Source organism: Paracoccus pacificus, from assembly GCF_042680785.1.
In the GTDB taxonomy this organism is placed as follows: Bacteria; Pseudomonadota; Alphaproteobacteria; order Rhodobacterales; family Rhodobacteraceae; genus Paracoccus; species Paracoccus pacificus.
In genome coordinates this window covers 67,304-93,291 of record NZ_JBHUEN010000046.1, presented here as the reverse complement: position 1 = coordinate 93,291, position 25,988 = coordinate 67,304, and the positions used below count along the sequence as shown (strand labels likewise).

General features: G+C 64.9%; 26 protein-coding genes. 12 read left to right on the top strand and 14 right to left on the bottom strand.

The window, feature by feature from the left end:
• Positions 1 to 15 precede the first annotated feature (15 nt).
• From ACFSCT_RS16525 to ACFSCT_RS16510, 4 genes are read right to left on the bottom strand one after another with little or no spacing between them, the layout of a single operon-like run.
• A complete protein-coding gene (locus tag ACFSCT_RS16525) occupies positions 16 to 693 on the bottom strand; it encodes a CvpA family protein (protein ID WP_379144601.1) in 678 nt (225 codons plus the stop codon).
• Between the two features lie 43 nt (positions 694 to 736).
• The gene (radA, locus tag ACFSCT_RS16520; protein ID WP_379144600.1) at positions 737 to 2,101 is read right to left on the bottom strand and encodes a DNA repair protein RadA; all 1,365 of its coding nucleotides are present in this window, start codon (positions 2,099 to 2,101) and stop codon (positions 737 to 739) included.
• 17 nt (positions 2,102 to 2,118) lie between these two features.
• Positions 2,119 to 3,318 carry a UbiH/UbiF family hydroxylase gene (locus ACFSCT_RS16515; protein ID WP_379144597.1) on the bottom strand — a complete coding sequence of 400 codons (1,200 nt, stop codon included), beginning with the start codon at positions 3,316 to 3,318 and terminating at the stop codon, positions 2,119 to 2,121.
• Positions 3,315 to 3,974, bottom strand: a complete 660-nt coding sequence (locus ACFSCT_RS16510; RefSeq protein WP_379144595.1) for a pyrimidine 5'-nucleotidase — start codon at positions 3,972 to 3,974, stop codon at positions 3,315 to 3,317. Before ACFSCT_RS16510 ends, ACFSCT_RS16515 begins: the two co-directional genes overlap by 4 nt.
• A gap of 66 nt (positions 3,975 to 4,040) precedes the next feature.
• On the opposite strand from ACFSCT_RS16510, the gene ACFSCT_RS16505 reads away from it, so the two are divergent.
• Together ACFSCT_RS16505 and ACFSCT_RS16500 are read left to right on the top strand one after the other, a co-directional pair.
• Complete coding sequence (locus tag ACFSCT_RS16505) at positions 4,041 to 4,688, top strand: GntR family transcriptional regulator (protein ID WP_379144592.1); 648 nt, start codon at positions 4,041 to 4,043, stop codon at positions 4,686 to 4,688.
• Positions 4,689 to 4,774: 86 nt separating this feature from the next.
• Positions 4,775 to 5,533: an SDR family NAD(P)-dependent oxidoreductase gene (locus ACFSCT_RS16500; protein ID WP_379144589.1), complete on the top strand. Its 759-nt coding sequence runs from the start codon at positions 4,775 to 4,777 to the stop codon at positions 5,531 to 5,533.
• A gap of 142 nt (positions 5,534 to 5,675) precedes the next feature.
• Here ACFSCT_RS16500 and ACFSCT_RS16495 read toward each other — a convergent pair whose 3' ends face one another.
• Positions 5,676 to 6,887, bottom strand: a complete 1,212-nt coding sequence (locus tag ACFSCT_RS16495) for an NADP-dependent isocitrate dehydrogenase (RefSeq protein WP_379144587.1) — start codon at positions 6,885 to 6,887, stop codon at positions 5,676 to 5,678.
• A gap of 314 nt (positions 6,888 to 7,201) precedes the next feature.
• Here ACFSCT_RS16495 and ACFSCT_RS16490 point away from each other — a divergent pair, with 314 nt between their 5' ends.
• Entirely contained in the window at positions 7,202 to 8,371 is a 1,170-nt protein-coding gene (locus tag ACFSCT_RS16490) for a Hint domain-containing protein (protein WP_379144586.1), read from the top strand.
• A gap of 152 nt (positions 8,372 to 8,523) precedes the next feature.
• Here the strand turns inward: ACFSCT_RS16490 and ACFSCT_RS16485 are convergent, their stop codons facing one another.
• Entirely contained in the window at positions 8,524 to 9,183 is a 660-nt protein-coding gene (locus ACFSCT_RS16485; protein ID WP_379144583.1) for an alpha/beta hydrolase, read from the bottom strand.
• A gap of 198 nt (positions 9,184 to 9,381) precedes the next feature.
• Between ACFSCT_RS16485 and iscR the strand changes: the two genes are divergently transcribed.
• Positions 9,382 to 9,840, top strand: coding sequence for a Fe-S cluster assembly transcriptional regulator IscR (gene iscR, locus ACFSCT_RS16480; protein ID WP_379144581.1), 459 nt, complete (start codon positions 9,382 to 9,384; stop codon positions 9,838 to 9,840).
• Between the two features lie 11 nt (positions 9,841 to 9,851).
• On the opposite strand, the gene ACFSCT_RS16475 is transcribed toward iscR, so the two are convergent.
• A complete protein-coding gene (locus ACFSCT_RS16475) occupies positions 9,852 to 10,913 on the bottom strand; it encodes a quinone-dependent dihydroorotate dehydrogenase (RefSeq protein ID WP_379144580.1) in 1,062 nt (353 codons plus the stop codon).
• The gene (locus ACFSCT_RS16470; RefSeq protein WP_379144578.1) at positions 10,910 to 11,245 is read right to left on the bottom strand and encodes a DUF952 domain-containing protein; all 336 of its coding nucleotides are present in this window, start codon (positions 11,243 to 11,245) and stop codon (positions 10,910 to 10,912) included. Before ACFSCT_RS16470 ends, ACFSCT_RS16475 begins: the two co-directional genes overlap by 4 nt.
• Before the next feature lie 171 nt (positions 11,246 to 11,416).
• On the opposite strand from ACFSCT_RS16470, the gene ACFSCT_RS16465 reads away from it, so the two are divergent.
• Positions 11,417 to 13,018 carry a bifunctional metallophosphatase/5'-nucleotidase gene (locus tag ACFSCT_RS16465; RefSeq protein WP_379144733.1) on the top strand — a complete coding sequence of 534 codons (1,602 nt, stop codon included), beginning with the start codon at positions 11,417 to 11,419 and terminating at the stop codon, positions 13,016 to 13,018.
• A gap of 51 nt (positions 13,019 to 13,069) precedes the next feature.
• On the opposite strand, the gene ACFSCT_RS16460 is transcribed toward ACFSCT_RS16465, so the two are convergent.
• Positions 13,070 to 14,188, bottom strand: coding sequence for a Hint domain-containing protein (locus ACFSCT_RS16460; protein ID WP_379144576.1), 1,119 nt, complete (start codon positions 14,186 to 14,188; stop codon positions 13,070 to 13,072).
• A gap of 235 nt (positions 14,189 to 14,423) precedes the next feature.
• Here ACFSCT_RS16460 and ACFSCT_RS16455 point away from each other — a divergent pair, with 235 nt between their 5' ends.
• Entirely contained in the window at positions 14,424 to 15,164 is a 741-nt protein-coding gene (locus ACFSCT_RS16455; RefSeq protein WP_379144573.1) for a YebC/PmpR family DNA-binding transcriptional regulator, read from the top strand.
• Positions 15,165 to 15,189: 25 nt separating this feature from the next.
• Here ACFSCT_RS16455 and ACFSCT_RS16450 read toward each other — a convergent pair whose 3' ends face one another.
• Positions 15,190 to 16,071 (bottom strand): LysR family transcriptional regulator ArgP, encoded by an 882-nt coding sequence (locus ACFSCT_RS16450; RefSeq protein ID WP_379144570.1) that lies wholly within the window; start codon positions 16,069 to 16,071, stop codon positions 15,190 to 15,192.
• Between the two features lie 91 nt (positions 16,072 to 16,162).
• On the opposite strand from ACFSCT_RS16450, the gene ACFSCT_RS16445 reads away from it, so the two are divergent.
• A complete protein-coding gene (locus ACFSCT_RS16445) occupies positions 16,163 to 16,759 on the top strand; it encodes a LysE/ArgO family amino acid transporter (RefSeq protein WP_379144568.1) in 597 nt (198 codons plus the stop codon).
• Here ACFSCT_RS16445 and aroQ read toward each other — a convergent pair.
• Positions 16,756 to 17,190: a type II 3-dehydroquinate dehydratase gene (gene aroQ, locus ACFSCT_RS16440; protein WP_379144566.1), complete on the bottom strand. Its 435-nt coding sequence runs from the start codon at positions 17,188 to 17,190 to the stop codon at positions 16,756 to 16,758. The two genes, ACFSCT_RS16445 and aroQ, sit on opposite strands and share 4 nt — an antisense overlap.
• Positions 17,191 to 17,343: 153 nt before the next feature.
• Here aroQ and ACFSCT_RS16435 point away from each other — a divergent pair, with 153 nt between their 5' ends.
• Together ACFSCT_RS16435 and ACFSCT_RS16430 are read left to right on the top strand one after the other, a co-directional pair.
• Positions 17,344 to 18,168 carry a hypothetical protein gene (locus ACFSCT_RS16435; protein ID WP_379144563.1) on the top strand — a complete coding sequence of 275 codons (825 nt, stop codon included), beginning with the start codon at positions 17,344 to 17,346 and terminating at the stop codon, positions 18,166 to 18,168.
• A 181-nt stretch (positions 18,169 to 18,349) separates the two neighbouring features.
• Positions 18,350 to 19,252, top strand: a complete 903-nt coding sequence (locus tag ACFSCT_RS16430) for a DMT family transporter (RefSeq protein WP_379144732.1) — start codon at positions 18,350 to 18,352, stop codon at positions 19,250 to 19,252.
• Between the two features lie 8 nt (positions 19,253 to 19,260).
• On the opposite strand, the gene choV is transcribed toward ACFSCT_RS16430, so the two are convergent.
• From choV to choX, 3 genes are all read right to left on the bottom strand, one after another.
• Positions 19,261 to 20,289 carry a choline ABC transporter ATP-binding protein gene (gene choV, locus ACFSCT_RS16425; protein WP_379144562.1) on the bottom strand — a complete coding sequence of 343 codons (1,029 nt, stop codon included), beginning with the start codon at positions 20,287 to 20,289 and terminating at the stop codon, positions 19,261 to 19,263.
• Positions 20,286 to 21,134: a choline ABC transporter permease subunit gene (choW, locus tag ACFSCT_RS16420; RefSeq protein ID WP_379144560.1), complete on the bottom strand. Its 849-nt coding sequence runs from the start codon at positions 21,132 to 21,134 to the stop codon at positions 20,286 to 20,288. The genes choV and choW overlap by 4 nt, the downstream gene beginning before the upstream one ends.
• A gap of 82 nt (positions 21,135 to 21,216) precedes the next feature.
• On the bottom strand, positions 21,217 to 22,185 hold the full coding sequence (gene choX, locus ACFSCT_RS16415; protein WP_379144559.1) for a choline ABC transporter substrate-binding protein: 969 nt from the start codon (positions 22,183 to 22,185) through the stop codon (positions 21,217 to 21,219).
• 77 nt (positions 22,186 to 22,262) lie between these two features.
• On the opposite strand from choX, the gene betI reads away from it, so the two are divergent.
• Genes betI through betA form a run of 3 tightly spaced genes read left to right on the top strand, consistent with a single transcriptional unit; the run spans position 22,263 to position 25,978 of the window.
• Positions 22,263 to 22,838 (top strand): choline-binding transcriptional repressor BetI, encoded by a 576-nt coding sequence (gene betI / locus ACFSCT_RS16410; protein ID WP_379144557.1) that lies wholly within the window; start codon positions 22,263 to 22,265, stop codon positions 22,836 to 22,838.
• Entirely contained in the window at positions 22,835 to 24,274 is a 1,440-nt protein-coding gene (gene betB, locus ACFSCT_RS16405) for a betaine-aldehyde dehydrogenase (RefSeq protein ID WP_379144555.1), read from the top strand. Before betI ends, betB begins: the two co-directional genes overlap by 4 nt.
• A 36-nt stretch (positions 24,275 to 24,310) precedes the next feature.
• Entirely contained in the window at positions 24,311 to 25,978 is a 1,668-nt protein-coding gene (gene betA / locus ACFSCT_RS16400) for a choline dehydrogenase (protein WP_379144553.1), read from the top strand.
• The last annotated feature ends 10 nt before the right edge of the window (positions 25,979 to 25,988 follow it).

Genomic DNA, 25,988 nt, shown 5'->3' with positions numbered 1-25,988 from the left:
CCCAGTTTCTTCGCCTCAGTTGCTGGGCGCGGGCGCGTCGGTCGCAGGCGCATCCGTTGTGGTTCCATCTGCGGCCCCATCTGCAGCCGGTGCATCGGTGCCGGCGTCCGACGGCGTGGTGGCGGTGGGGGTGGCATCCGGGCGCGGGCAGGTGCTGACCAGCTCCTCATACCGGCGCACGATCCAGTCGGGCGCCTGATCGGGGATGTTCTTGTCCACATCGCCCTGAAGCCGCGCGAAAATCTGCGCCGAGCGGGAATTGTCGATGGACGCCACGCGCTGGGTCGCCAGAACCCGGTCATAGACGATGAAGGCCACCGCGATCAGCAGGATGCCGCGCGCGACCCCGAACAGAAACCCCAGTCCCTGATCAATGCCGCCCACCGCCGAACGCTGTACGACCGAGGAAAACAGCGGCGTCAGGATCGAGAACACCACCAGCGCCAGGGCGAAGACCGCCGCGAAACCCGCGATGGTCGCCAGTTCGCAGCTTTTATCCAGAACCGAATCCAGCCCGGGGATCTGCGCGACCAGCGGCCGGGCCTGGGTGGCGAACAGAAAGGCCAGAACGGCCGCTCCGATCCAGCCTGCGATCGACAGCGATTCGCGGACAAAGCCGCGGCTGTAGGCAAGGATCGCAGACAGGATGATGACGACAGCGACGATGCCGTCGACAAAGGTGAAACCGTCCATAACTCACGCCCTCTTCGCGCTTTTTCCGTGCGGCGCCCGATGCTTATCCAGCACCGAAGGTTTCGCCGACGAAACTTGTTAGGTCGGAAATGCGGCAAATCCGCATCCCCGCCACGCCTTCGGCCTTTTGGGCCTCGGGCGCGATTGCCTGCGAGAAACCAAGTTTCTGCGCCTCTTTCAACCTGTTTTCGGCCTGAGCCACCGGACGTAGGGCCCCGGACAGGCTGATTTCGCCAAAAATGACGCAATCTGCGGGCAGCGCGTGGTCTTCGCGCGCCGATAACAGCGCCGCGGCGATGGCAAGATCGGCGGCGGGCTCCATCACCCGCATGCCGCCCGCGACGTTCAAGAATACGTCAAGTCCCGCGAACGGGATGCCGCAGCGCGATTCCAGCACCGCAAGGATGGTGCTGACCCGGCCGCCGTCAAGCCCGACCACGGTGCGGCGCGGGCTGGCCAGCGTCGAGGGCGCGACCAGTGCCTGGATCTCGGTCAGCACCGGGCGCGTGCCCTCGATCCCGGCGAAAACCGCGCTGCCGGGGACCGGGCCGCCGCGTTCGGATAGAAACAGCGCCGAGGGGTTCGCGACCTCGGCCAGACCGCCGCCGGTCATCTCGAAGACGCCGATCTCGTCGGCGGGGCCGAAGCGGTTCTTGACGGCGCGTAGGATGCGGAACTGATGGCCGCGCTCGCCCTCGAAATAAAGCACGGTGTCGACCATGTGTTCGACCACGCGGGGGCCGGCGATCTGGCCGTCCTTGGTCACATGGCCGACGATGATCACCGCGACGCCCCGGCGCTTGGCGAAGGTCACAAGCTCATGCGCGGCGGCGCGGACCTGAGCGACGGAACCCGGTGCGGCCTCGACCGTGTCGGACCACAGCGTCTGAATGGAATCGATCACCGCCACGTCGGGGCGTTCCGCGTCCAGCGTCGTCAGGATGTCGCGCAGCGCGGTTTCCGCGCCAAGCCGCACCGGCGCATCCGCCAGCCCCAGCCGTTGCGCGCGCATCCGCACCTGCGCCGCCGCTTCCTCGCCCGAAATATAGACCGCGTTCAGCCCGGCCCGCGCGAAGGCGGCCGCACCTTGCAGAAGCAGGGTCGATTTGCCGATGCCCGGATCGCCGCCGACCAGAATCGCCGATCCCGCCACCAGCCCGCCGCCCAGCACGCGGTCAAGTTCGGCCATGCCGGAACGGGTGCGCGGCGGCGGCGGCTCATCCGTCGACAGGCCGGTCAGCGCGACGGCGCGGCCCTTGGCGGCGCCCAGACCACGCGACGGGCCGGTGCTGAGCGGCGCCTCCTCGACAATGGTGTTCCACGCCCCGCAGGCGTCACAGCGCCCCGCCCATTTCTTATGTGCGGCGCCGCAGGCGGTGCAGGTGAAGGCGGTCGATATTCTGGCCATGATCCCCCGGTTCCGCCTTATCGCGAGCCAAGCCCGGTGCGCATCATCAGCCGCCGCAGGCCGGGCAGCGCATAAATGCCTTCAAGGGCAAGCGCCCGCAGATCGCGCAACGGCCGTGACCGCACCATGCTGACGCGGTTCAGCGCGTCGATGCCGGCCAGTCGCAGCGCGGCCTCGGGGCGGCGGTGGCGATCATAGGCGTCAAGCCCGGCGGCGGCGCCGGGGCCGTGTTCGCGGGTCAGTTCCAGCAGCGCGCCAAGATCGGCAAGGCTCATGTTCAGACCCTGCGCGCCGATCGGCGGCACGACATGCGCGGCCTCGGCGATCAGGGCGGTGCGCGGCCCCGAGAACCGCGCGGCGATCTGGGCGATGATCGGCCAGACGCTCAGCTTCGTGGCCTGGGTCAGATGCCCGAGCACACCGGCGGAACGCGCGTTCAGCGCCTTGGCGAATTCGTTGCGGGGCAGGGCGGCGAGACGCTGGATTTCGGGGCCGCGATCCATCCAGACCACGGCCGACTGCGGCTGGCCGTCGCGGTCGGGAAGCGGCACCAGCGTGAAGGGGCCGCCGCTGCGATGCACCTCGGTCGAGATGTTGTCATGCGGCTTTTCATGGGTCACCGCAAAGGCAAGCGCCTTCTGGCCATAGCGGATCACGCTTGTGCCGATGTTCAGCGCCTGCCGCATGGCCGAGTTGCGGCCGTCCGCGGCGACGACCAGCCGGGGGTGCAGGACCTGCCCGTCACTCAGCGTCACGATGGCGGTCTGGTCGCGCGTGACCAGCCCCTTGGTCCCCGTGCCGGGCCGAAACGCGACATTCGGCATCTCGGCCAGCCGGGCGGTAATCTCGCGCCGCAAAAGCCAGTTTTGCAGGTTCCACGCGAACGGCTGGTCGGACAGATCGGCGGCATCGAAATCGCGGGTCACGCGCGGCGCGGGCGTGTCGCCCCCCGCATCGACGATCCGCATCACCCGCAGGGGCGTCGCATGCGGGGCCAGCCGGTCCCAAAGCCCCGCGTTCGCCAGAACCGGGATCGAGGGTTGCAGGAACGCCGTGCTGCGCAGATCGGCCCCCGCCGCGCCCTCATCGGTGACAGGGGGGGTGGGGTCGACGCAGATCACACGAAACCCCAGCGCCCCGAAACCCGCCGCGGCGATCAGCCCGGCGACGCCGCCGCCCGAGATCAAGACATCGCAATCAGCCGCATCCCCGGTCATGCCAATAACCCCCGCAGGAACGCCGTCAGGTCCCGGGTCTGGTGCCGGACATGCGGGCCGTGATCGCCCGCTATTCCGTCGGGCAGATGGCCGCCGGGGCCGACAAGAACGGTCTGCATCCCGGCCCGGTGAGGGACCTCGAGATTGCGGGGATCGTCTTCGAACATCGCGGCACGGGTGGGGTCCAACCCCTGCGCCCGCCAGACGAAATCATAGGCGCGGGCATCGGGTTTGGGATGAAACCCGGTTTCCTCGACGCCATAAAGCGTGTCGAACATGTCCAGCCCGCGATGCGCCAGAACCTGCGCCGCATAACGGATATCGGCATTGGTGTGAACGATCTTGGTGCCGGGCAGGGCGCGGATCGCCTGCGCAAGTTCGGGGTCGGGGCGCAGCACCGAAAAGTCGATGGCGTGGACATCGGCCAGATAGGCCTGCGGCTCGGTCCCGTGTTCCGCCATCATCCCGGCAAGCGTGGTGCCATAGCGCCGCCAATAGTCGCGCCGCAGCCCGTCCGCCTGATCGCGGTCGACCCCCAGCGCATTCATCACATGGGCGATCATGCGCTGCTCGATCTGATCGAACAGCCGCGCCTCGGGCGCATAAAGGGTGTTGTCCAGATCGAAGATCCAGGTCGTGACGCCGTCGAAATCCATGCTGCGGACCCTAGCCGCGCCGCAAGCCGCTTGCAATCCGGGCCGCGCCACAGCAGCATCCGGTTCATGCGCGAAGATGCCTATTCCCTGATCCTGTCGGCCATCGAGGATGGCGTTTTCCGACCCGGCGACCGGCTAGTCGAAAGCGAACTGGCCGAGCGTTTCGGGGTATCCCGCACGCCGGTGCGCGAGGCTTTGCAGCGGCTGGAAACCCAGGCCATGCTGACCCGTGACGGGCGCAGCCTGATCGTCTCGTCGCTGGACCACAACCAGATCGCCGAGCTGTATACCGTGCGCGCCGAGCTGGAGGCGCTGGCCGCCCGCCTTGCCGCCCGCCACGCCACGCCCGAGGAGATCCGGGTGCTGTTCGAACTGGTCCGGCAGGATCAGGCGGTGATCGGCGACCCGCCGCTCATGGCCCGGGCAAACCGCCGGTTTCATCACCAGATACATCTGGCAAGTCACAACAGGTTTTTGGTGCAGCAGCTTGAAATGGTGCAAAAAACCATGGCGTTGATGGTGCGGAGCACGCTTGCCGCCGAGGGCCGGGGCCAGATCGCGCTGGGTGAGCACAAGGCGATCGTCGAGGCAATCGCGGCGGGCGATTCATCGGCGGCCGAAACGGCGCTGCGCGACCATATCTCGAACGCTTTCGAGACCCGGCTGATACAGGGGGCGAATATGGGTGGGGATAAGGAACCGTCGAATCATTGATCGACGGGGCCGTTTCAGCCCTGATCGCGCGATGTGGAATTTGGCGGAATGCGGGAACCGTCATTCAACGCCTTACAGGAAAGATCATGGAACAACGGATGAACCGGACCGATCGCGAGGTTGCGCTGGTAACCGGGTCCACCTCGGGTATCGGTTCGGCGATCGCGCGGCGGCTGGTCGATGAGGGCCTGTTTGTCATCCTGCATTCAAGAGGGTCTGCCGAGAAAGGCGCCACATTCGCAGCCGAGCTTGGTCACGCAGCTTATATTCAGGCCGATCTGTCGCATGAGGCCGAAAGAGTCAGGCTTATATCCGAGGTCATCGCCCTTGCCGGCAGGCTGGACGTTCTGATCAACAATGCTGGTATCAGCGGACTGATTCCGCATGATGACCTTGCGGCGGCAAGCCCGGACATCTGGCGCGCGTTATATGAGGTCAATGTGATCGCGCCCTTTCAACTCATCGCCCTAAGCGAAACCTATTTGCGCGCATCGGCACAGAGGAATGGCCGCGCCTGCGTCATCAATATCAGTTCGCACGCCGGTGTGCGGCCAAAGGGCGGATCAATCCCCTATGCGGCGACCAAGGCCGCGCTCAATCACGTGACACGCCTTCTTGCCCGGTCGCTCGGACCCGAGATCAGGGTGAACGCGGTCGCGCCCGGTCTTGTCGACACGCCGTTGACCGCCGATTGGACCGAGGCGCAGGCGCTGTGGCGGGCGAAGTCGCCGATGAAAAGGGCGGCACGTCCTGAAGATATTGCTCAGGCGGTAATGCTGCTGCTGAACGCCGATTATATCACCGGGGAAATTCTGCTGTCGGATGGTGGTCTGAACCTTACCTAGCCGAGATACGGATGCGCGGGTGTTTGGGCAAAACCATGATCCGTCGTGCACGAAAGGTTTGTCCGGCATCGCGGCCCGGCAGGGCGCAAACAAAAAAGCCGGGGTTTCCCCCGGCCCTTTGTCCGCTCAGCGTAACCCCGGCTTACGCCAGCGCCTTGTTCAGATATTCATCGACCTTTTCCAGATAGCCCATGGTGGTCAGCCATTTCTGTTCCGGGCCGACCAGCAGCGCCAGATCCTTGGTCATATAGCCGTCCTCGACCGCCTGAACGGTCACCCGCTCCAGTGTTTCGGCAAAGCGCAGCAGTTCGGCGTTGTCGTCCAGCTTCGCGCGGTGCTTCAGGCCGCCGGTCCAGGCATAGATCGACGCGATCGAGTTGGTCGAGGTCTCCTTGCCCTTTTGATGCTCACGATAGTGGCGGGTGACGGTGCCGTGGGCGGCCTCGGATTCGACGGTTTTCCCGTCCGGCGTCATCAGCACCGAGGTCATAAGCCCCAGCGAGCCGAAACCCTGCGCGACGGTGTCCGACTGCACGTCGCCGTCATAGTTCTTGCAGGCCCAGACATAGCCGCCCGACCATTTCAGGCTCGAGGCGACCATGTCGTCGATCAGCCGGTGCTCATAGGTCAGGCCGGCGGCCTTGAATTTGTCGGCGAATTCGGCGTCGAAGATTTCCTGGAAGATGTCCTTGAAGCGGCCGTCATAGGCTTTCAGGATGGTGTTCTTGGTCGACAGATACAGCGGGAAGCCGCGCTGCAAGGAATAGTTCATGCTGGCGCGGGCGAAATCGCGGATCGAGGGGTCAAGGTTGTACATGCCCATCACCACGCCCGCGTCGGGGGCCTGGAATACCTCGCGCTCGATCACCTCGCCGTCGTCGCCGACGAATTTGAGCGTCAGGCTGCCCTTGCCGGGAAAGCGGAAGTCGGTGGCACGGTACTGATCGCCAAAGGCGTGGCGGCCGACGACGATCGGTTTGGTCCAGCCCGGCACCAGACGCGGCACGTTCTTGCAGATGATCGGCTCGCGGAAGATCACCCCGCCAAGGATGTTGCGGATGGTGCCGTTCGGGCTGCGCCACATCTGCTTCAGCCCGAATTCCTCGACCCGCGCCTCGTCCGGGGTGATGGTCGCGCATTTGACGCCGACGCCGTATTCCTTGATCGCGTTGGCGGCGTCGACGGTGATCTGGTCATCGGTGCGGTCGCGTTCCTCGATGCCCAGATCGTAATATTTCAGGTCGATGTCCAGATAGGGCAGGATCAGCTTTTTCTTGATGAAGTCCCAGATGATCCGCGTCATCTCGTCGCCGTCCAGCTCCACGACGGGGTTTGCTACCTTGATCTTGGACATACAGGGATCCCTTTGAGGCAATGATGTTGTGTTCGGCGGTGTTCTAGCTGCAATCGCAGGGGAAAGAAAGTCCGGTATGCCAAGGTATGCACCGCCTGCCGGCGGGGACGGTTCGGGGACGTTTCAACGGCGGTTCCGGACCCCGGGCGAACCCGTCACGCGCCCGCGGGATGTGCATTTCTTTGTAACGTTAATATTAAATTTCAATTATTTGAACGAAAACATAATCATTTTCTTGTCGTGATGCCACATCGCTGTTAGCGGGACCCCGACCTGCGGATTCCGCCGGGAATAATTCAGATGGAGGGTATGATATGGCTGACGCGACCTACAGAATGATTCATATCGGCAAAATGGCCGATTGGGACGTCGATGAGGATTCGGCGGGTCCGCGCTATGACGCCGAGCGGGCGTTCAGCACGGTCAGAGGTCAGACCTACGGGTCAAATACCGATCCGCTTTATGACCATGTCGTCGAGGTGACGCTTCACGATACGTCGACGAACGGGATCGTGCTGAACAACGCGCCCGGCGCGCAGGAACGCATCAGCTATACCCTGAACGGGAATAATTATTCGTATGAAATCGACAGCACCATCCGGGTGCGCAATGTCGTCCTGACCCAGCAATACCCCGACGGCTCGCTGCACACCGTGACCACGGTCGCGCGGTTGTTTCAGGATACCAGCGGCAACGTGTTCATGATGCCGCCCCCGGTCAACGGCGGCGAAAGCGGCGAGGTGGCCAGCGTCACGACCTATCCGATCGTCAGCATCCAGCTTCCGAGTTCCGCCGGCACGAACGGCAGCAATTATGTAACCGCCTTCACCGCGGTGGACTCGGTTCGATATGATCTGGCGCAATTCCTGCTTTGTTTCTGTAACGGAACGGCAATTGCGACGGAAAACGGCGAAAAGCCGGTCGAGGATATTCGGGTCGGCGATATGGTCATGACCCGCGACAATGGGCTTCATCCGGTGCGCTGGATCGGCATGCGCCGAATAGACGATGTGGAAATGCAGGCGGATGCCAAACTGCGCCCGTTCGTCATTCGCACCGGGGCGCTTGGTAAAAATATGCCGTCGTCCGATCTGTATCTGTCGCGGCAGCATCGCGTGCTGGTGCGTTCGCATATCGCCGTCAAAATGTTCGACACCGAGGAGCTGCTGGTTCCGGCGGTCGCGTTGACCGGCATTCCGGGCATCGAGGAAGTGGCGTCAGGGCCGGGCGTGACCTATTTCCACCTCATGCTGGAAAACCACGAAATCGTGTTCGCCAATGGTGCCGAGGCCGAGACGCTGTATCCCGGCCCGCAGGTGATCGAATCGCTCAGCCCCGCCGCGGCCGAGGAGATTTTCACCATCTTCCCGGCGTTGCGCGGTTCGACCGACAGCGTTCCGGCGGCGCGGCCCATGGTGTCGGGCAGCCGTGCGCGCGGGCTTGCGCGGCGTCATATCCGCAACGCCCATCCGCTGGTGAATTAGCCCGGCGTGGGCAGCCCGGGGCCAAAGCCGGTCCGGGTGGTTCCGGGCGCCCCGTGCTTTGCCGGTCGGCCGCCTGACGGGCCGGCAGTGGTCCCAATGAAAAAAGGCGCCTGTGACGGGCGCCTTTCATCGTTTCGCCGCGGATCATTCCGTCAGCGGGTGTTTTCCGTCAGCCGCCGCCGCACGTAAGCCTGAACCGTGTCGATCATCGGTTTCATATGCGCCTCATCATCGCGGAAGAAATGATCGGCGCCCTCGACTTCCTCGTGCGAAATGGTGATGCCCTTCTGCTCGCGCAGCTTGGCGACCAGATTGGCGGTGTCTTTCGGCGGCGCCACGCGGTCGGCGGTGCCGTTGATGATCAGCCCGGACGAGGGGCAGGGGGCGAGAAAGCTGAAATCATAGACATTGGCCTGCGGGGCGACGCTGATGAAGCCGGTGATCTCGGGCCGGCGCATCAGCAGTTGCATCCCGATCCAGGCGCCAAAGCTGAAACCCGCGACCCAACAATGCTTCGAATTGGGGTTCATCGCCTGCAGATAATCCAGCGCCGAGGCGGCATCGGACAATTCGCCGATGCCCTGATCATATTCGCCCTGCGACCGGCCGACGCCGCGAAAGTTGAAACGCATCACCGTGAAGCCGATGCGGTGAAAGGCGTAATGCAGGTTATAGACGACGCGATTGTTCATCGTGCCGCCATATTGCGGATGGGGATGCAGGATGATCGCAATGGGCGCATCCGAGATGGGCTGCGGGTGATAGCGCCCCTCGAGACGACCATCGGGACCGGGGAAAATCAGTTCGGGCATATGCAAAACTCGCGGAATGACGGCCATTCTTGACGGGAAGGACCGCAGGATTTAGTCATCAGCCAAGGTGGGCACGCGCATCGCAGATCGCAAGCACCGATCGCAAGCGCCGTGGCCAAAGCGACCCGACCGGGGGTGGTTAGCCGATGCCGGACCCTGCCGTCAAGAAACAGCGGCCAGCGGCCCAAGGGGGAATAGATGAAGCTGTCGACCAAAGGGCGCTATGCGACGGTGGCGCTGGTCGATCTGGCCACCGCCGGCGGGGCCGAGCCGACCTCTCTGGCCGATATTTCGCGGCGTCAGGACATCTCGCTTCCGTATCTGGAGCAGCTTTTCGTGCGCCTGCGCCGGGCCGGTCTGGTGGAATCGGTGCGCGGTCCGGGCGGCGGCTATCGTCTGACCCGCGCGCCCGAGACGATCCGCCTGGCCGAGGTTCTGGCGGCGGTCGATGAAACCGTCAGCGCGCTGCATGTGGGGGCCGGCGCCTCGGGCGGGTCGTCGGGGTCGCTGGCGCAATCGCTGTCGAACCGGCTGTGGCAAAGCCTGTCGGCGCATGTCTATGTGTTCCTGCACAACACCACGCTTGCCGATGTGTCCAAGAACGCGCTGTTGCCCTGTCCGGCCGTGCCCTCGCTATTGTCGGTGGTCGACGAATAGGACCGCGCGGATCAGCCGTCCCAGTCCGCCGCGCCGCTGCCCACCGCCTCGGCCAATGTCGGGATTTTCGCCTCGGCCAGTTTCCGGTCAAGCCCGCGCGCGATTTCCGTGGCCAGCGAAAACCCCTCCCAGATCAGCGCCGAATAGATCTGCACCGCCGCGGCACCGGCCCTGATCTTTTGCCAGGCGTCATCGGTCGAGGCGATCCCGCCCACGCCGATCAGCGGCATGCGTCCCCCGACCAGCCGGTAAAGCCGGGCCAGCACCCGGGTCGAGCGGTCCAGCAGCGGCCGCCCCGACAGCCCGCCCGCTTCGCCGCGCTGCGGATCACGCAGGCCGTCGCGCGACAGGGTGGTGTTTGTGGCGATGATCCCGTCAAGCCCCGCGCCCATGACCACGGCGGCCAGATCGGCAAGTTCCGCGTCGGTGAGGTCGGGGGCGATCTTGACGAACAGCGGCACCCGCCGGGGCAGCGCGTCACGCGCGGCGATCACACCCGCCAGCAGACGGTCCAGCGCCGCCGCCCCCTGAAGATCGCGCAGTTTTTCGGTGTTGGGCGATGAGACGTTGACGGTCAGGAAATCGGCCGAGGCGCCGGCGATCCGCACCACCTCGGCGAAATCGGCGGCTCGGTCGGCGCTGTCCTTGTTGGCGCCGATATTCAGGCCGACCGGCACGCCTTTGGGCCGCGCCGCAAGGCGGTCGGCGATGGCGCCCGCGCCCTGATTGTTGAAGCCGAAGCGGTTGATGATGGCGCGGTCCGGCGTCAGCCGGAACAGCCGTGGCCGGGGATTGCCGGGTTGCGGCCGGGGCGTGGCGGCGCCGACCTCCAGAAAACCAAAGCCCGCGCGCATCAGCGGTGCCACGGCGCGGGCATTCTTGTCGTAACCGGCGGCGAGCCCGACCGGGTTCGGCAGGTCCATTCCCGCCAGCCGCGAGCCCAGCCGGTCGCTGGTGAAGGGGCCGGGCAAGGGGACCAGACGGGCCTGCAAGGCACGGATCGACAGATCATGCGCCCGTTCGGGGTCCATCCGGTGCAGCGCCGCCAGCCCCATCCGTTCCCACATCGTCATGCCAGTGCTCCGAAATCGTGAACGCCGTCGCGCAGGGGCAGGGGGCGCGACCAGATCACCTCGGACATGCGCAAGGGGCGGTAGAGATGCGGGAAAAGCGCACCGCCGCGTGAGACCTCCCACCGCAGGTCGGGGCCGAGCCGGTCGGCGTCGACCGCGACCAGCCACAACCCTTCCGCGCCGGCGAAATGCTTGGCGGCGGTATCCTGCGCCTGCCCGGCGGTCGAAAAGTGAATGAACCCGTCGGCCAGATCCACCGGCGCGCCCGAGGTCAGGCCGTCGGCCTGCATCTGCGCCCATTCATCGCGCCGGAAAATCTTGTAGATCAGCATGTGCACCCCTTTCCATCGGCCCCTGATAGGACCAAGTCGCGCCGCCATCAACTTGCCGTCATGGGTTTGACCCCGGCGCCCTTTGTCCGCATGATCCCGCCGACAACCCCACCAACCCCGATGGCGGAGAATTCCATGACTCGTTTCACGCAACGTTTCCCGACGCGTTCCATGACCCGTTTGCTGATGACCTCGGCCGCAGCATTGACCCTGACCGCCGGTGTCGCGCGGGCCGAATACACGCTGCATGTCCTGCATATCAACGATTTTCACAGCCGGATGGAACCGATCAACGCTTTCGACAGCACCTGCGATGCGGAAACCGAAGCCAAGGGCGAATGTTTCGGCGGCGTCGCCCGGCTTGCCACCAAGATCAACGAGTTGCGCAAGGAGCTTGAGGACAAGGGCGAGAATGTCATCGTGCTGGACGCGGGGGACCAGTATCAGGGCAGCCTGTTCTATACGACCTACAAGGGCAAGGATACGGTCGAGTTCATGAACGACATCGGTTTCGACGCGATGACGGTCGGCAACCATGAATTCGATGACGGCCCCGAGGGGCTCAAGGTCCTGCTGGACGGGGCGAAGTTTCCGGTGGTTTCGGGAAATCTCGACCTGTCGCAGTCGAATGTCCTGAAAGACAAGGTGAAAGATACCCTGACGCTGGACGTGGGCGGTGAAAAGATCGGCATCGTCTCGGCCTTGGCGATGGATACGCCGGAAACGGCCTCACCCGGCCCGAACGTGATCTTTCAGGACGACATGGAAAGTCTCAAGGGCGACGTGCAGGCGCTGACCGACGCGGGCGTGAACAAGATCATCGCCCTGACCCACACCGGTTATGTGCGCGACCAGCAGTTCGCCGCCGAGGTGCCCGGGCTGGATGCGGTGGTCGGGGGGCATTCGCATACGCTTCTGGGCGATATGGAGGGCGCGGCCGGTCCCTATCCGACGATGGTCAAGGGGGCCGACGGGGTCGATGTGCCGGTGGCGACGGCCTATTCCTATTCCAAATATCTGGGCCATCTTATCCTGACGTTCGACGACTCGGGCAAGCTGATCAAGACCGAGGGCGCGCCGATCCTGCTGGACAGTTCGGTCACGCCTGACCCGAAGATCGCCGCCCGGGTCAAGGAAATGGCCGCCCCCATCGAAGAGCTGAAGCAAAAGCAGGTGGCCGAGATCGCCGCCCCCATCGACGGCGCCCGCGAAAACTGCCGGCAAAAGGAATGCGAGATGGGCAATGCCGTGGCCGACGCCATGCTGGCGCGGGTCAAGGATCAGGGCATGACCATCGCCATCGAGAACGGCGGCGGTTTGCGCGCCTCGATCGACCAGGGGCCGGTGACCATGGGCGAGGTGCTGAGCGTGCTGCCGTTCCAGAACACCCTGTCCACCTTCGAGGCGACCGGCGCCACCATCGTCAAGGCGCTGGAAAACGGTGCCAGCCAGTATGAGGAGCAGGCCGGCCGTTTCGCGCAGGTCGCCGGGCTGAAATATACCGTCGACCCCGCCGCCCCCGTCGACAGCCGGATCAGCGACGTGATGGTGCGTGAAGGTGACGGCTGGGTGCCCATCGACCGGGCCAAGACCTATGGCGTGGTGACCAACAACTATGTCCGCAATGGCGGCGACGGGTTCAAGGTTTTCGAGACCGAGGGCAAGAACGCCTATGACTTCGGTCCCGATCTGGCCGATGTGCTGGCGGATTACCTCGCCAAGGCCGGCCCGAACTGGAAGCCGGTCATCGACGGCCGCATCACGGTGAAATAAGCCGCGCCAATCCGGCCCGCCGCGCCGAACGCCGGGCGTCCGCCGATCCGGTCAGGACACCAGCGCCTTGCGGTTTCGCGCATGGCGCGCGGCAAGCTGGCGGGCCTGCGCACCCTTTGCAAAGGGGCGCGCGCCGGATGGCAGCCCGGTCCCGCCGATCCCGAGTTCGGGGAACAGCGCCAGTATCTCGCGGCGCTGGGAAACGGTCAGGGCGTTCAGCGCCCCGGGGCCGGTGAAAAGCGATTCCGTCCAGCAGCCGTCCGACAGGACCAGTTCGTGCCGGTCGAAAAGCATATGCATATAGGTGACGCCGCGCGCGTCCCGCAAAACGGTGATGCCGGGCAAGCCGACCAGATGCTTGGCCGCCACCAGCACCTCATCCGTGCCGAACATCCGCGCCGCGATGGTCGAACGCAGCCAGACCCGATGCTGGGGCGAAACGGTCAGGTCCCGCGCCGGCAACGGCCCGTCCGCAGCCCGACCCAGCGCGCCCTTGCGGATCAGGATCGGATACAGGTTCGGCTGCAGGTCCAGATCATGGCCCGACAGCGACCGCCCGCCGATCCAGCGCAGCGGCCGGGGACCGTTGTCGCGGGTCAGCACCAGATCACCCGGCAAAAGCGTCTCGATCGGGCGATCACCGCCCGGCGTGGCGATCAGCGTGCCGGTCGCGAAACACGGCACCGCGGCCGGAGGGTTATAGTTCTGCGATGCCGGGGGATTGGTGTTCTCGGTCACCTTCATATAGGTGCGCGCCGGATCGAACGGCGGCGCATCACCGACCGGAAACACCAGCACGACATGCTTCTGGCCCATCGCCTGCACGCTGCCCGTATCGCTTTCCGTGAACGGCATCGACATGTAATAGCGATAGCTCTGGCCGTCGATCTCGGTCTCCATGATCGCGCCGTTCTGATAGCCGATGACGGTTCCCGCGGGCCAGGTCTCGGACCAGCCGTCGCCCGACCAGGTCACCGCATCCGTCAGCACCTGATCATAGTCAAAGCCGGCATAGCGTGCCCGGTCAAAGCCGGCATCGTCGTCGGTAATGCGCAGGCTGGTGACCGTGTCGGTCGCGAAACTCATCTCCTCATATTGGATGAAGGGCGTATTCGTTCCGGAAACGACATAAAACGCATCCTTCAGAATGACGGCCGTTACCTCAGACATTTCCGCCTGCCCCTTTGACTGTCGCTTAATTCATTATTCTTGGTTAACGATTGCACGTTAAAGTTGAATAAATCGTTAACGCAAGAAGAAAGTGTGGCGTTACCAGCATAACAATCCAGAATTGTGCCGGTCGCGTGTGGACTTGATCCCGGCACGCCGCCCGCCTAAAGACGGGCGCAGAATTTTCCGGCCCGGCGGTCACGCCCGTGGCCGCTTTGACGAAGGATCACGCGCTATGGCAGGCCATTCCAAATGGGCGAACATCCAGCACCGCAAGGGGCGGCAGGATGCGATACGCTCGAAGCTGTTTTCCAAGCTGGCCAAGGAAATCACCGTCGCCGCCAAGATGGGCGACCCGGACCCCGACAAAAACCCGCGGCTGCGGCTTGCCGTGAAGGAAGCGAAAAGCCAGTCGGTGCCAAAGGACGTCATCGACCGCGCGATCAAGAAATCCATGGGCGGGGACGCCGAAAACTATGACGAGATCCGGTATGAGGGTTATGGCCCCAACGGCATCGCCATCATGGTCGAGGCGATGACCGACAACCGCAACCGGACGGCCTCGAACGTGCGGTCCTATTTCACCAAATACGGCGGCGATCTGGGGCAGACCGGCTCGGTCGCGTTCATGTTCGACCGCGTGGGCGAGATCAAATATCCGCTGGCGGCGGGCGACGCCGATACCGTCATGCTGGCGGCGATCGAGGCCGGCGCGGATGACGTGGAATCCGATGAGGAAGGCCATTGGATCTATTGCGCCGACACCGCCCTGAACGAGGTTTCGACCGCGCTCGAAGCCAGCCTTGGCGAATCCGAGACCGCCAAGCTGATCTGGAAACCGCAGGCGCCGACCGAAATCGACCTTGATACCGCGCAGAAGCTGATGAAGCTGATCGAGGCGCTGGAGGACGACGACGACGTTCAGAACGTGACCGGCAATTTCGACCTGTCCGAGGAAGTCGCGGCACAGCTTTAACCCGCCGCCGGGGTGTCGGAACCGGTCAGGGCCGCAGGATCTCTGTGGCCCGTTTTCTTATCCGCCGGGTCAGCGGCACCAGCGCCGTCGCCATCGCCCGGCTGACCTGCCAGTAAAGCGCCACATACATCGGCCGGTCGGGGACCAGCGGTATCAGCGCGCCGCTCGCCCGCGCGGCATCCGACATCATGTCGGGGATCATGCCCCAGCCCAGACCCAGTTCGACGATCCGGGCAAAGGCCTCGGACGAGGGCACCATATGGCCGGTCAGGTGCAGCCGCGTGCCCGCCACCGCCTCGGCCCAACGCGCCTGCAGCCCATCCTTGCTGTTGAAGGTGACGCAGGGCGCGGCGGCAAAGGCATCCGCGGCGGCACCGGCATCCGTAGCGGCGCCAAAATACCTTGCCCTGAACGCAGGTGTGGCCAGCGCCTGATAGCGCATCGCACCCAGATCGAAACTGTCGCAGCCGGGCACCGGCGCCGGTTGCGAGGTGATGGCGGCAGAGACCTGTCCGCGCCGCAGCCATTCGGCAGCATGGTCCTGATCGTCGACGACGAGATCGTAAAGCACCGGCAGCGCCGGCAGGACCGCCGGGAACCAGGTCGCCAGACTGTCGGCGTTGACCGCGATGCGCAGGCTTGCCGGGCCGTCGGCCGGCCGCATGTCGTCGTCAAGCCGCTGTTCCAGCAACCGCACCTGATCGAAATGCTGGACCAGCCGCAGACCGGCCTCGGTCCCCGTGGCGGGCGTCCCGCGCCGGACCAGAACCGCGCCCAGCCGTTCCTCCAATGCCTTGATGCGTTGCGAGACGGCCGAGGGCGTGATGCCAAGCGCCGCCGCCGCGGCATCGAAAGTGCCGCGCCGGATGACATGGGCCAATGCGGCCAGCGCGGCATAGTCGTGCATTAGAAATACTTAAATCGCATCATATTTTTTAATTTGATTGAACTGGCGCCGTCACGCAAGAACCTTCTGCACATCAGAAACGGAGCCGCGGGTGAATTCCTATCTGGCCGGTCTGGGCACCGGATTGTCGCTGATACTGGTCATCGGGGCGCAGAACGCCTTTGTCCTGAAACAGGGCCTGCTGCGGCAGCATGTGTTCTGGGTCTGCCTGTTCTGCGCGCTCTCGGATGCGGTGCTGATCTCTCTGGGGGTGGGGGGTGCGGGTATTATCGCCGCGCAGGCGCCGGTCGCCATGCAGGTGATGCGCTGGGGCGGCGCGGCATTTCTGATCTGGTATGGCGCGCGGGCGTTTCGCGCCGCATGGCGGGGGGATACGGCGTTGCGCGCCGGGCGCGGCGGCGGGGCCACGCTGGCCGCGACCATCGGCACCGTGGCGGCGCTGACCTGGCTGAACCCCCATGTCTGGCTTGATACGGTGGTTCTGCTGGGCGCGGTATCGGCCAGCCACGAAGGCGCGCCGTTTGCCGCCGGTGCGATCACCGCGTCGTTTCTGTTCTTCTTCGCGCTTGGCTATGGCGCGCGGCTGCTGGCCCCGGTCTTTCGCCGCCCCCGCGCGTGGCAGGTGCTGGACGCCGCGATCGGCGTGATCATGTGGTCGATCGCGCTTGGCCTGATCCTGACCGGCTAAGCCAGCATCGAGGCCAGCCGGCGCAGCGCCAGCAGATAGCCATCGGTGCCGCAACCCGCGATCACGCCATCGGCGCGGGCGCTGACAAAGGAGTGGTGGCGAAACGCCTCGCGCTTGTGGATGTTCGAGATATGAACCTCGATCACCGGCCCGTCAAAGGCGTTCAGCGCGTCCAGAATGGCGACCGACGTATGGCTGTAGGCGGCGGGGTTGATCACGATCCCCGCCGCATCCTGCCGCGCGGCCTGTATCATATCGACCAGCGCGCCTTCATGGTTCGACTGCTGAAACCGCAGGCTCAGCCCAAGTTCCGCCGCGAGGGTTTCGCACCGCGCCTGAACATCCGCCAGCGTCTCGGCACCATAGATTTCCGGCTGGCGCTGGCCCAGCAGGTTCAGGTTCGGACCGTTCAGGATCTGGATCAGGGGCATGGGCGGGGCCTTGTCGGTGATTGCGCGCGCGGATGCTAACCCGGCCGGGTGCGGAAAAGCCAGCGCGAAACCAAAGCCCTGCAATCGCCCCGATATTCATTGACTGTTAATTCTTCCCGCCTAGGCTGGATGCGTGAGTGCTTGGCGGGGTACATGGGCATGCCGTTTCTGCGCGACGTTCTGCGGCCGTTTGTCTGGCTTTTCGTCCTGTCGGGCGCCTTGGCGCTGGCGGGTTGCGGTGCCCCGGTCTCCACGACCGCCTCGGTCGATTCCGCTGCCGCGCCGGCCGCCGCGGCGAATTCGGTTGAGCGCGTCGCCATGGAATCCTCCCTTGGGACGCAATGGGGCGAGGGGGTGGAATCGCGCGCCCGCACGGTCGACCTGCGCCGCCAGAGTAACGAGCCGCTGGCCGTCAGCACGCTGCGCTATGCCGCGACGGCTTACCGGGGCGAACCTGTCCGCGAGATTCCGATCGCGAACGGACGGGTCGGGCTGCGGGTGTTAAGGGCCAACGGTACCCCTTGGCCGATCACGCGCGCGGCCGGGATCGACCACCTGCAGGGCCGGGTCGGGGAAAGCTATATCCTTGAATATCGGAACTATTCGACCTCGAACACCTATGAGATCGTGACCACCGTCGACGGGCTTGACGTGCTGAACGGCCGTCCGGGCAGTTTCCGGAACCGGGGCCATGTCCTGCGTCCCGGGCAGTCCGTCCGGATTGCCGGTTTCCGCAAAAGCCAGGCCGAGATCGCGGTTTTCCGGTTCTCGAACCCGGCCGATTCCTATGCTGCCAACAGCGCGGCGGGGTCGAGGGCGAATGTCGGTGTCATCGGCACGGCGGTTTTCGCGCTGATCGACCGCGCGGCTGCTTTGCCGCCGGGGCCGCGGCCCTGCATGGAACGCCCCTGCGCTTTTCCCGATGCACCGCGCGGCGACCAGCCGGGCTATGCCCCGCCGCCGGCCTATGCCGACTGATCGCCATCGGTTCGGCCTCCCTGCCGGCAGGGGCGCCCTTGCCGGCAATCGGGGGTCGCGGTGAAGGCGAGATCCGACCGCGCCTGACCGGCCCCGCAATCCGCGGCGTCGGCCCTTGCGCCCGCCCGGGCCTTGGGTTTTCTATGGCGGCATGAGCCAATCCGTCAGCCCCGCCGCCGCTATGACCGAAACCGCAAGGTCGAATGTCAGCGGCATCCTTTGGATGCTGCTTGCCGGTCTGGTCTTCGTCGGCATGAACGCCATCGTGCGGCATCTGGGCACCGCGCTGCCGGCGCCGCAATCCGCGTTTCTGCGGTTTCTGTTCGGGCTGATCTTCCTCTGCCCGGCGCTGGTCCCGATCCTGCGCACCGGCTTTTCTATGCCGATCTGGAAGCTGTTCGGCCTGCGCGGTGCGCTTCATGCCATCGGGGTGATGCTGTGGTTTTACGCCATGGCGCGCCTGCCCCTGGCCGAGGTGACGGCGCTTGGCTATCTGAACCCGATCGTGGTGACGGTGGGGGCGGCGCTGTTTCTGGGCGAGCGTCTGGCGATGCGCCGCATCATCGCCATTCTGGTGGCGCTGGTCGGGGCGGTGATCGTGCTGCGGCCGGGCTTTCGCGAGCTGGGAAACGGCCAGATCGCCCAGCTTTGCGCGGCGGTCAGTTTCGGGCTGTCCTATCTTGTCGCGAAACGGTTGTCGGCGCTGGTCTCGCCGGTGGCGGTGGTGGCGATGATGTCCCTGACCGTGACCATCGCGCTTTTGCCGTTCGCCGTCGCGGTCTGGGTGCCGCCGACGCTGGTGCAAACCGCGTGGCTGGCGCTGACCGCGGCCTTCGCGACGGCCGGGCATTACGCGATGACGCGGGCCTTTGCCGCCGCGCCGCTGACCGTGACCCAGCCGGTCACCTTTCTGCAACTGGTCTGGGCCACGCTTCTTGGCACGTTCGCATTCGGCGACCCGCTTGACCCCTTTATCCTGCTGGGCGGCGCGATCATCATCGCCGCGATCAGCTATATGACCTGGCGCGAGGCGCGGGTCCGGCGGCGCGTCATCACGCCCTTGCCGAACCAGACCAAGCTGTAACGCCGGCCTCAGGCCGCCTGTTGCGGATCGAGCAGGCTGGCCAATACGCTGGCCCGCGTCACTCGGCCGCCGCCCATCACCGGCAAGGCCTCGGCCGCGGCCAGACGGGTCATCACCTCGCGCACGGTCATGTCGCGGGGCAGCGGCTCGCCCGCGGCCTCGCCGGGTTCGACCACATCGGCGACCGTCAGCACGCCGAGCGGATTCATATGGGTCACGAAATCCGCCACATAGTCATTGACCGGATTGGCGATGATCTGCCGCGCGGTGCCGCATTGGACGATACGGCCGCCCTCCATCAGCGCGATGCGGTTCCCGAGCTTGAAGGCCTCGTCCAGATCGTGACTGACGAAGATGATCGTGCGGCGGGTGCGGGCCTGAAGGTCCAGCAGCTCATCCTGAAGGCGGGTGCGGATCAGCGGGTCCAGCGCGCTGAACGGCTCGTCCATCAAAAGGATCGGGGCATCGGTCGCGAAGGCGCGGGCCAGCCCGACGCGCTGCTGCATCCCGCCCGACAATTCGCCCACCCGGCGGTCGGCCCAGTCGGACAGGCCGACGGTTTCCAACTGCTGCTCGACCTGCGCATCGCGCTCGGCCGGACCACGCCCGGCAAGCTCCAGCCCAAGGCCGACGTTTTCGCGGACCGTGCGCCACGGCAACAGCCCGAACTGCTGAAAGACCATCGAGACGGTCGACAGCCGCAGCGATCGCAATTCCGACTTGCCGGCATGGGTGACCGAGCGCATGTTTTCGCCGTCCCAGACCCGGACCTCGCCCCGCACCACCGGGTTCAGCCCGTTCACCGCCCGCAGCAGCGTCGATTTGCCCGAGCCGGACAGGCCCATCAGCACCAGTATCTCGCCCTCGGCGACCTTCAGCGAACAGTTGTGGACGCCCAGCACCTGCCCGGTGCGGGCCTTGATCTCGGCGCGCTCCAGCCCTGCGTCCATCAGGGGCAGCGCCTCTTGCGGTTTCTTGCCGAAGACGATGTTGACGGCGTCGAACTCGACGGCGGTCCGTGATGTCTGATCGTTCATTTGCGACGCTCCACCCGCAGCATCCGGTCAAGCATGATCGCGACGACGACGATCACCACCCCCGATTCAAAACCCATAGCGGTGTTCACGCTGTTCAGGGCGCGGACAACCTTGACCCCCAACCCGTCGGCGCCGACCATCGCCGCGATGACCACCATCGACAGCGACAGCATGATGGTCTGGTTCAACCCGGCCATGATCTGCGGCAATGCGCTTGGCAGCTCGACCTTCCACAGCAATTGCCGTCCGGTGGCGCCGAATGCGGTCGCGGCCTCGACCAGCGCCGGCGGTGTGGTGCTGATCCCCAGATGGGTCAGCCGGATCGGGGCCGGCAGCACGAAAATCACCGTCGCCACAAGGCCGGGCACCATGCCGATGCCGAAAAACACGATGGCCGGGATCAGATAGACGAAGGTCGGCAGCGTCTGCATGAGATCAAGGACCGGCCGCATCCACGCATAAAGCCGGGGCCGATGGGCGGCCGCGATGCCGACCGGGACGCCGACCCCCATGCAGACCACGCAGGCCGCAAGGATCAGGGTCAGCGACTGCATGGTTTCCTGCCAGTAATCCTGATTGAGGATGAACAGAAACCCAAGCACCACCCCGACGCAGGTGATCCAGTTGCGCCGCAGGATCCACGTAAGCGCCACGAAAACGGCGATGATGACAAAGGGGTTCGGTGTCTCGAGACACCACAGAATGCCGCCGATCAGGGCGTTCAGCCCGTCCGAGATCGCCTGAAACAGACCCGAGGCATTGGCCTTGAGCCAGTCGAAGGTGATCTTGGCCGTGCGGCCCACGGGTATTTTGGTGTTGGTGATCAGATCGGTCAGCCAATCCATCAGCGGTCCTTTCGCCGAAGACATACAGGGGCAGCGGTCGGGTGGGGGTGTTCGGTCCCGCGCCCCGACCGCCGCCGAAGGATCAGTCGGCCAGGCTTGCCGTCAGCGCCTGTGCGGCATCGCCACCGTCAACGGTGGTCACGCCGGCCAGCCACGGGGTCGCGGCATCCGGGTTGGCCTTCAGCCATTCCTTGGCGGCCTCGGCCGGATCCATGCCGTCATCCAGTATCTTACCCATGATGGTGTTTTCCATGGGCAGGGTGAATTCCAGATTTTCAAGGAACTTCCCGACATTGGGGCATTCCTTGACATAGCCCTGACGCACGTTGGTATCGACCCGTGCGCCGCCGAAATCGGGTCCGAAAACGTCATCGCCGCCCGCCAGATAGGTCATCTGATAAGCCTCGTTCATCGGATGCGGCGCCCAGCCCAGAAACACGATCGGCTTGTTCGCCGCATCGGCACGCGCGACCTGTGCCAGCATGCCCTGTTCGCTCGATTCGACGATCTCGAAGGTGCCCAGCCCGAACTTGTCGCCCGCAACCATGTCCAGCAGCAGGCGGTTGCCGTCATTGCCGGGCTCGATCCCGTAGATCTTGCCGTCAAGCTGGTCCTTGTAATCCTTGATCTTGCCGAAATCATCCAGCCCAAGATCGGCCCCGGCCTTGTTCGTGGCCAGCGTGTATTTCGCCCCGGTCAGGTTGGTGCGCACCACATCCACCGTTCCGGCATCGCGATAGGGGGCAAGGTCGTTTTCCTGCGTGGGCATCCAGTTGCCCAGAAACACGTCGATGTCATTCGTCGACATGGCCGTATAGGTCACCGGAAGCGACAGCACCTTGGTATCGGTTTTGTACCCCAGTGCCTGCAGCACCGTCGAGGCGACCGCCGTGGTCGCGGTGATGTCGGTCCAGCCCACATCGGCGAAACGCACCGTCTGGCAGGACGCGGGTTCCTCTGCCGCCGCGGCGGGCAGGGCCATGGCCGACAAAAGCGTCGTTACGGCCAGCGTCTTGGCCAGCGTTTGGGCCAGTTTTCCGGTGATCATCATCTCGCTCCCTGTTTGTTGATTGACGAGTCAATTAAAAATCCGTTAGCAATGCAAAGCAACCGTTTTATGGATCACCTATGCCAAAACTTGGGGCAGAGCCTATCCGAAGGGCCGCGCTGGTCAAAGCGGCAATCGCCACCATCGGGCAGGCGGGGTCGCTGGATGTCACGGTTGCGCAGATTGCGCGCAAGGCGGGCATGTCCTCGGCGCTTGCGCATCATTATTTCGGATCGAAGGACCAGATATTTCTGGCCGCGATGCGCCAGATACTTGCTGATTACGCCGGTTCGGTACGGGCGCGGCTGGCGCAGGTCCAAGCGCCGGCCGAACGACTGGATGCGATCATCACCGGCTCATTCGCGCCAGACAATTTTCATGACGAGGTGATTTCCGCCTGGCTTAATTTCTACGCCATGGCGCAGGTCAGCCCGGACGCGGCCCGGCTTTTGCGGGTTTATCGGCGCCGTCTGCGCTCGAACCTGTTGTCGGCGCTGCGGCCGCTGACCGGCGACCGGGCCGAGGGCATCGCCGCGACCACGGGCGCATTGATCGACGGCGTCTATCTGCGGGCGGCGCTTTCGGACCTTCCGGCGGATCCTGACCGGGCGGCCGGCTCGGTACGCCGCTATCTTGACGGGATCTTGAAAAAATGACTGAACAACCCACGGCAAGCAACTGGATTGACGGAAAATTCGTCGAAGGTGACGGCGCAGAGCTGCCCGTTATCTACCCCTATGACGGCCGGGTCATCGCGCGGCTGAAAGAGGCGACGCCCGATCAGGCCGCCGCCGCCGTCGCCGCGGCCGCCCGCGCCCAGCCCGACTGGGCCGACACCCGCCCGGTCGAGCGTGCGCGCATTCTTTCGGATGCCGCCCGGCTGATCCGCGAGAACGCCGAGGAGCTGGCGCGGCTCGAGACGCTGGACACCGGCAAGCCCATTCAGGAAACCCGCGTGGCGGACTGGCCGTCGGGCGCCGACGCGCTGGAATATTTCGCCGGCCTCGCCCCCAGCGTGACGGGCGAACATATCCCGCTGGGCCGGGACTGGGCCTATACCCGGCGCGAGCCTCTGGGTGTTTGCGCAGGCATCGGCGCGTGGAATTACCCCAGCCAGATCGCCTGCTGGAAAGCCGCCCCGGCGCTGGCCTTTGGCAATGCGATGGTGTTCAAGCCGTCGGAAATCACCCCGCTCGGTGCGCTGAAACTGGCCGAGATCCTGGCGCGCGCCGGGCTGCCGCCGGGCCTGTTCAATGTCGTTCAGGGGCGCGCGGCGGTCGGTGCGGCGCTGATCAACGATCCCCGCGTGGCCAAGGTCTCGCTGACCGGATCGGTGGCCACGGGCTTGCGCGTCTATGCCGAGGCCGCCGCCGGCATGCGCCATGTCACGATGGAGTTGGGCGGCAAATCCCCGCTGATCGTTTTCGACGACGCCAATCTGGATGATGCGGTGGGCGCGGCGATGCTGGCCAATTTCTATTCGTCGGGGCAGGTCTGTTCCAACGGCACGCGGGTTTTCGTCCAAGAGGGTCTGCGGCCGGCGTTTCTGGAGGCGCTTGCCGCCCGCGCCGCCGCCATCCGCATCGGCGACCCGATGGACGAGACGACCCAGCTTGGCCCGATCGTCAGCGCCGCGCAGCTTGCCAATGTGCGCGGCTTCATCGCCCGCGCCGAGGGGCAGGGCATACGCAAGGTCTGCGGCGGCGAGGGCGAGGGGCCTTTCGTGCCGCCCACCGTCTTTGCCGATGCGACCGACAGCATGGAGATCGCCTCGGAGGAAATCTTCGGCCCGGTGATGGCGGTGCTGAGCTTCCGGACCGAGGATGAGGTTATCGCCCGGGCCAATGCCTCGCCCTACGGGCTTGCGGCGGGGGTTTTCACGGCGGATCTGGCGCGCGGACACCGGGTCGTCGCGCGGCTTGAAGCCGGCATCACATGGATCAACGCCTATAACCTGACCCCGGTCGAGATGCCCTTTGGCGGCGTCAAGCTGTCGGGTGTCGGGCGCGAAAACGGCCATGCGGCGGTCGAGCATTACACGCAGATAAAATCCGTCTACGTCGGTATGGGGCCCGTGGATGCGCCGTTCTGATCCCGGGAAAATCACCTCGGCCACCCCGGTGCGGGCATGAGCGCGGTTGCCGATTACGTCGTGGTCGGGGCTGGTTCGGCGGGCTGCGCGCTGGCTTACCGTCTGGTCATGGCCGGGCATCGCGTCGATCTGATCGAATTCGGCGGCACCGATTACGGCCCCTTCATCCAGATGCCCGCGGCGCTCAGCTATCCGATGAATATGTCCCGCTATGACTGGGGATTCTCCAGCGAGCCCGAGCCGGGTTTGGGCGGGCGGCGGCTGGCCACGCCGCGCGGCAAGGTGCTGGGCGGCTCATCCTCGATCAACGGCATGGTCTTTGTCAGGGGTCACGCGAAAGACTTTGATTTCTGGAGGGATTCCGGCGCCACCGGCTGGGGCTACGGCGACGTTCTACCCTATTTCAAGCGGATGGAGACCTGGCACGGCGGATCGGGCGACGCCGATGACGGCGGCTATCGCGGCCATGACGGGCCGATGCATGTCACCCGCGGTCCACGCCAGAACCCGCTGTTCGATGCCTTCATCACCGCCGGCCAGCAGGCCGGCTATCCGGTCACCGCCGATTACAACGGCGCCCGTCAGGAAGGTTTCGGCGCGATGGAGGCGACGATCTGGAAAGGCCGCCGCTGGTCCACCGCGAACGCCTATCTGCGCCCGGCGTTAAAGACGGGTAAACTGCGTCTTATCAAAGGATTGGCGCATAAAGTTATCATTTCGGACAAACGCGCGACCGGGGTCGAGATACGCACATCGGGCGGCGTGAAAACCATTGCCGCCGGGATCGAGGTGATCCTGTCGGCTAGCTCGATCAACACCCCGAAACTGCTGATGCTGTCCGGTATCGGTCCGGCGGCGCATTTGGCGGAAATGGGCATTCCGGTGATCGCGGATCGTCCCGGCGTGGGTGAGAACCTTCAGGACCACCTTGAGATTTATATGCAATATCAGGCTATTCAGCCTGTAACCTTATACAAGCACTGGAACCTCTGGGGCAAAGGCACGATCGGCGCGCGCTGGCTGTTCACCGGAACCGGGCTTGGCGCCTCGAACCAGTTTGAAAGCTGCGGCTTCATCCGCTCGCGCCCCGGGGTGGATTACCCCGATATCCAGTACCATTTCCTGCCGCTTGCGGTGCGCTATGATGGCCGCGCCTCGGCGCTGGGGCACGGGTTTCAGGCCCATGTCGGTCCGATGCGGTCGAAATCGCGCGGGAACATCAGGCTGAACAGCCCGGACCCTGCGGCCGCGCCAGCGATCCGGTTCAACTATATGTCCCATGACGAGGATTGGCAGGATTTTCGCGCCTGCGTGCGGCTGACCCGCGAAATTTTCGGTCAACCCGCCTTCGCCCCGTTTCGCGGCGCCGAGATCCAGCCCGGCGCGGATGCCCAAAGCGACCCGCAGATCGACGCATTCATCCGCGAACATGCCGAATCGGCCTATCATCCCTGCGGAAGCGCGCGGATGGGGGCGGTTTCGGATCCGATGGCCGTGGTCGATCCCGAATTGCGGGTGATCGGCGTGCGCGGATTGCGCGTCGCCGACAGCTCGATCTTTCCCCGGATCACCAATGGCAATCTGAACGCCCCGTCGATCATGACCGGTGAAAAGGCGGCGGATCACCTGCTGGGGCGCGGCATGCTGGCCGCCGAGAATCTTGCGCCACAGATGCCCGCGAACTGGCAAAACGCGCAACGCTAGCATCGCCGCT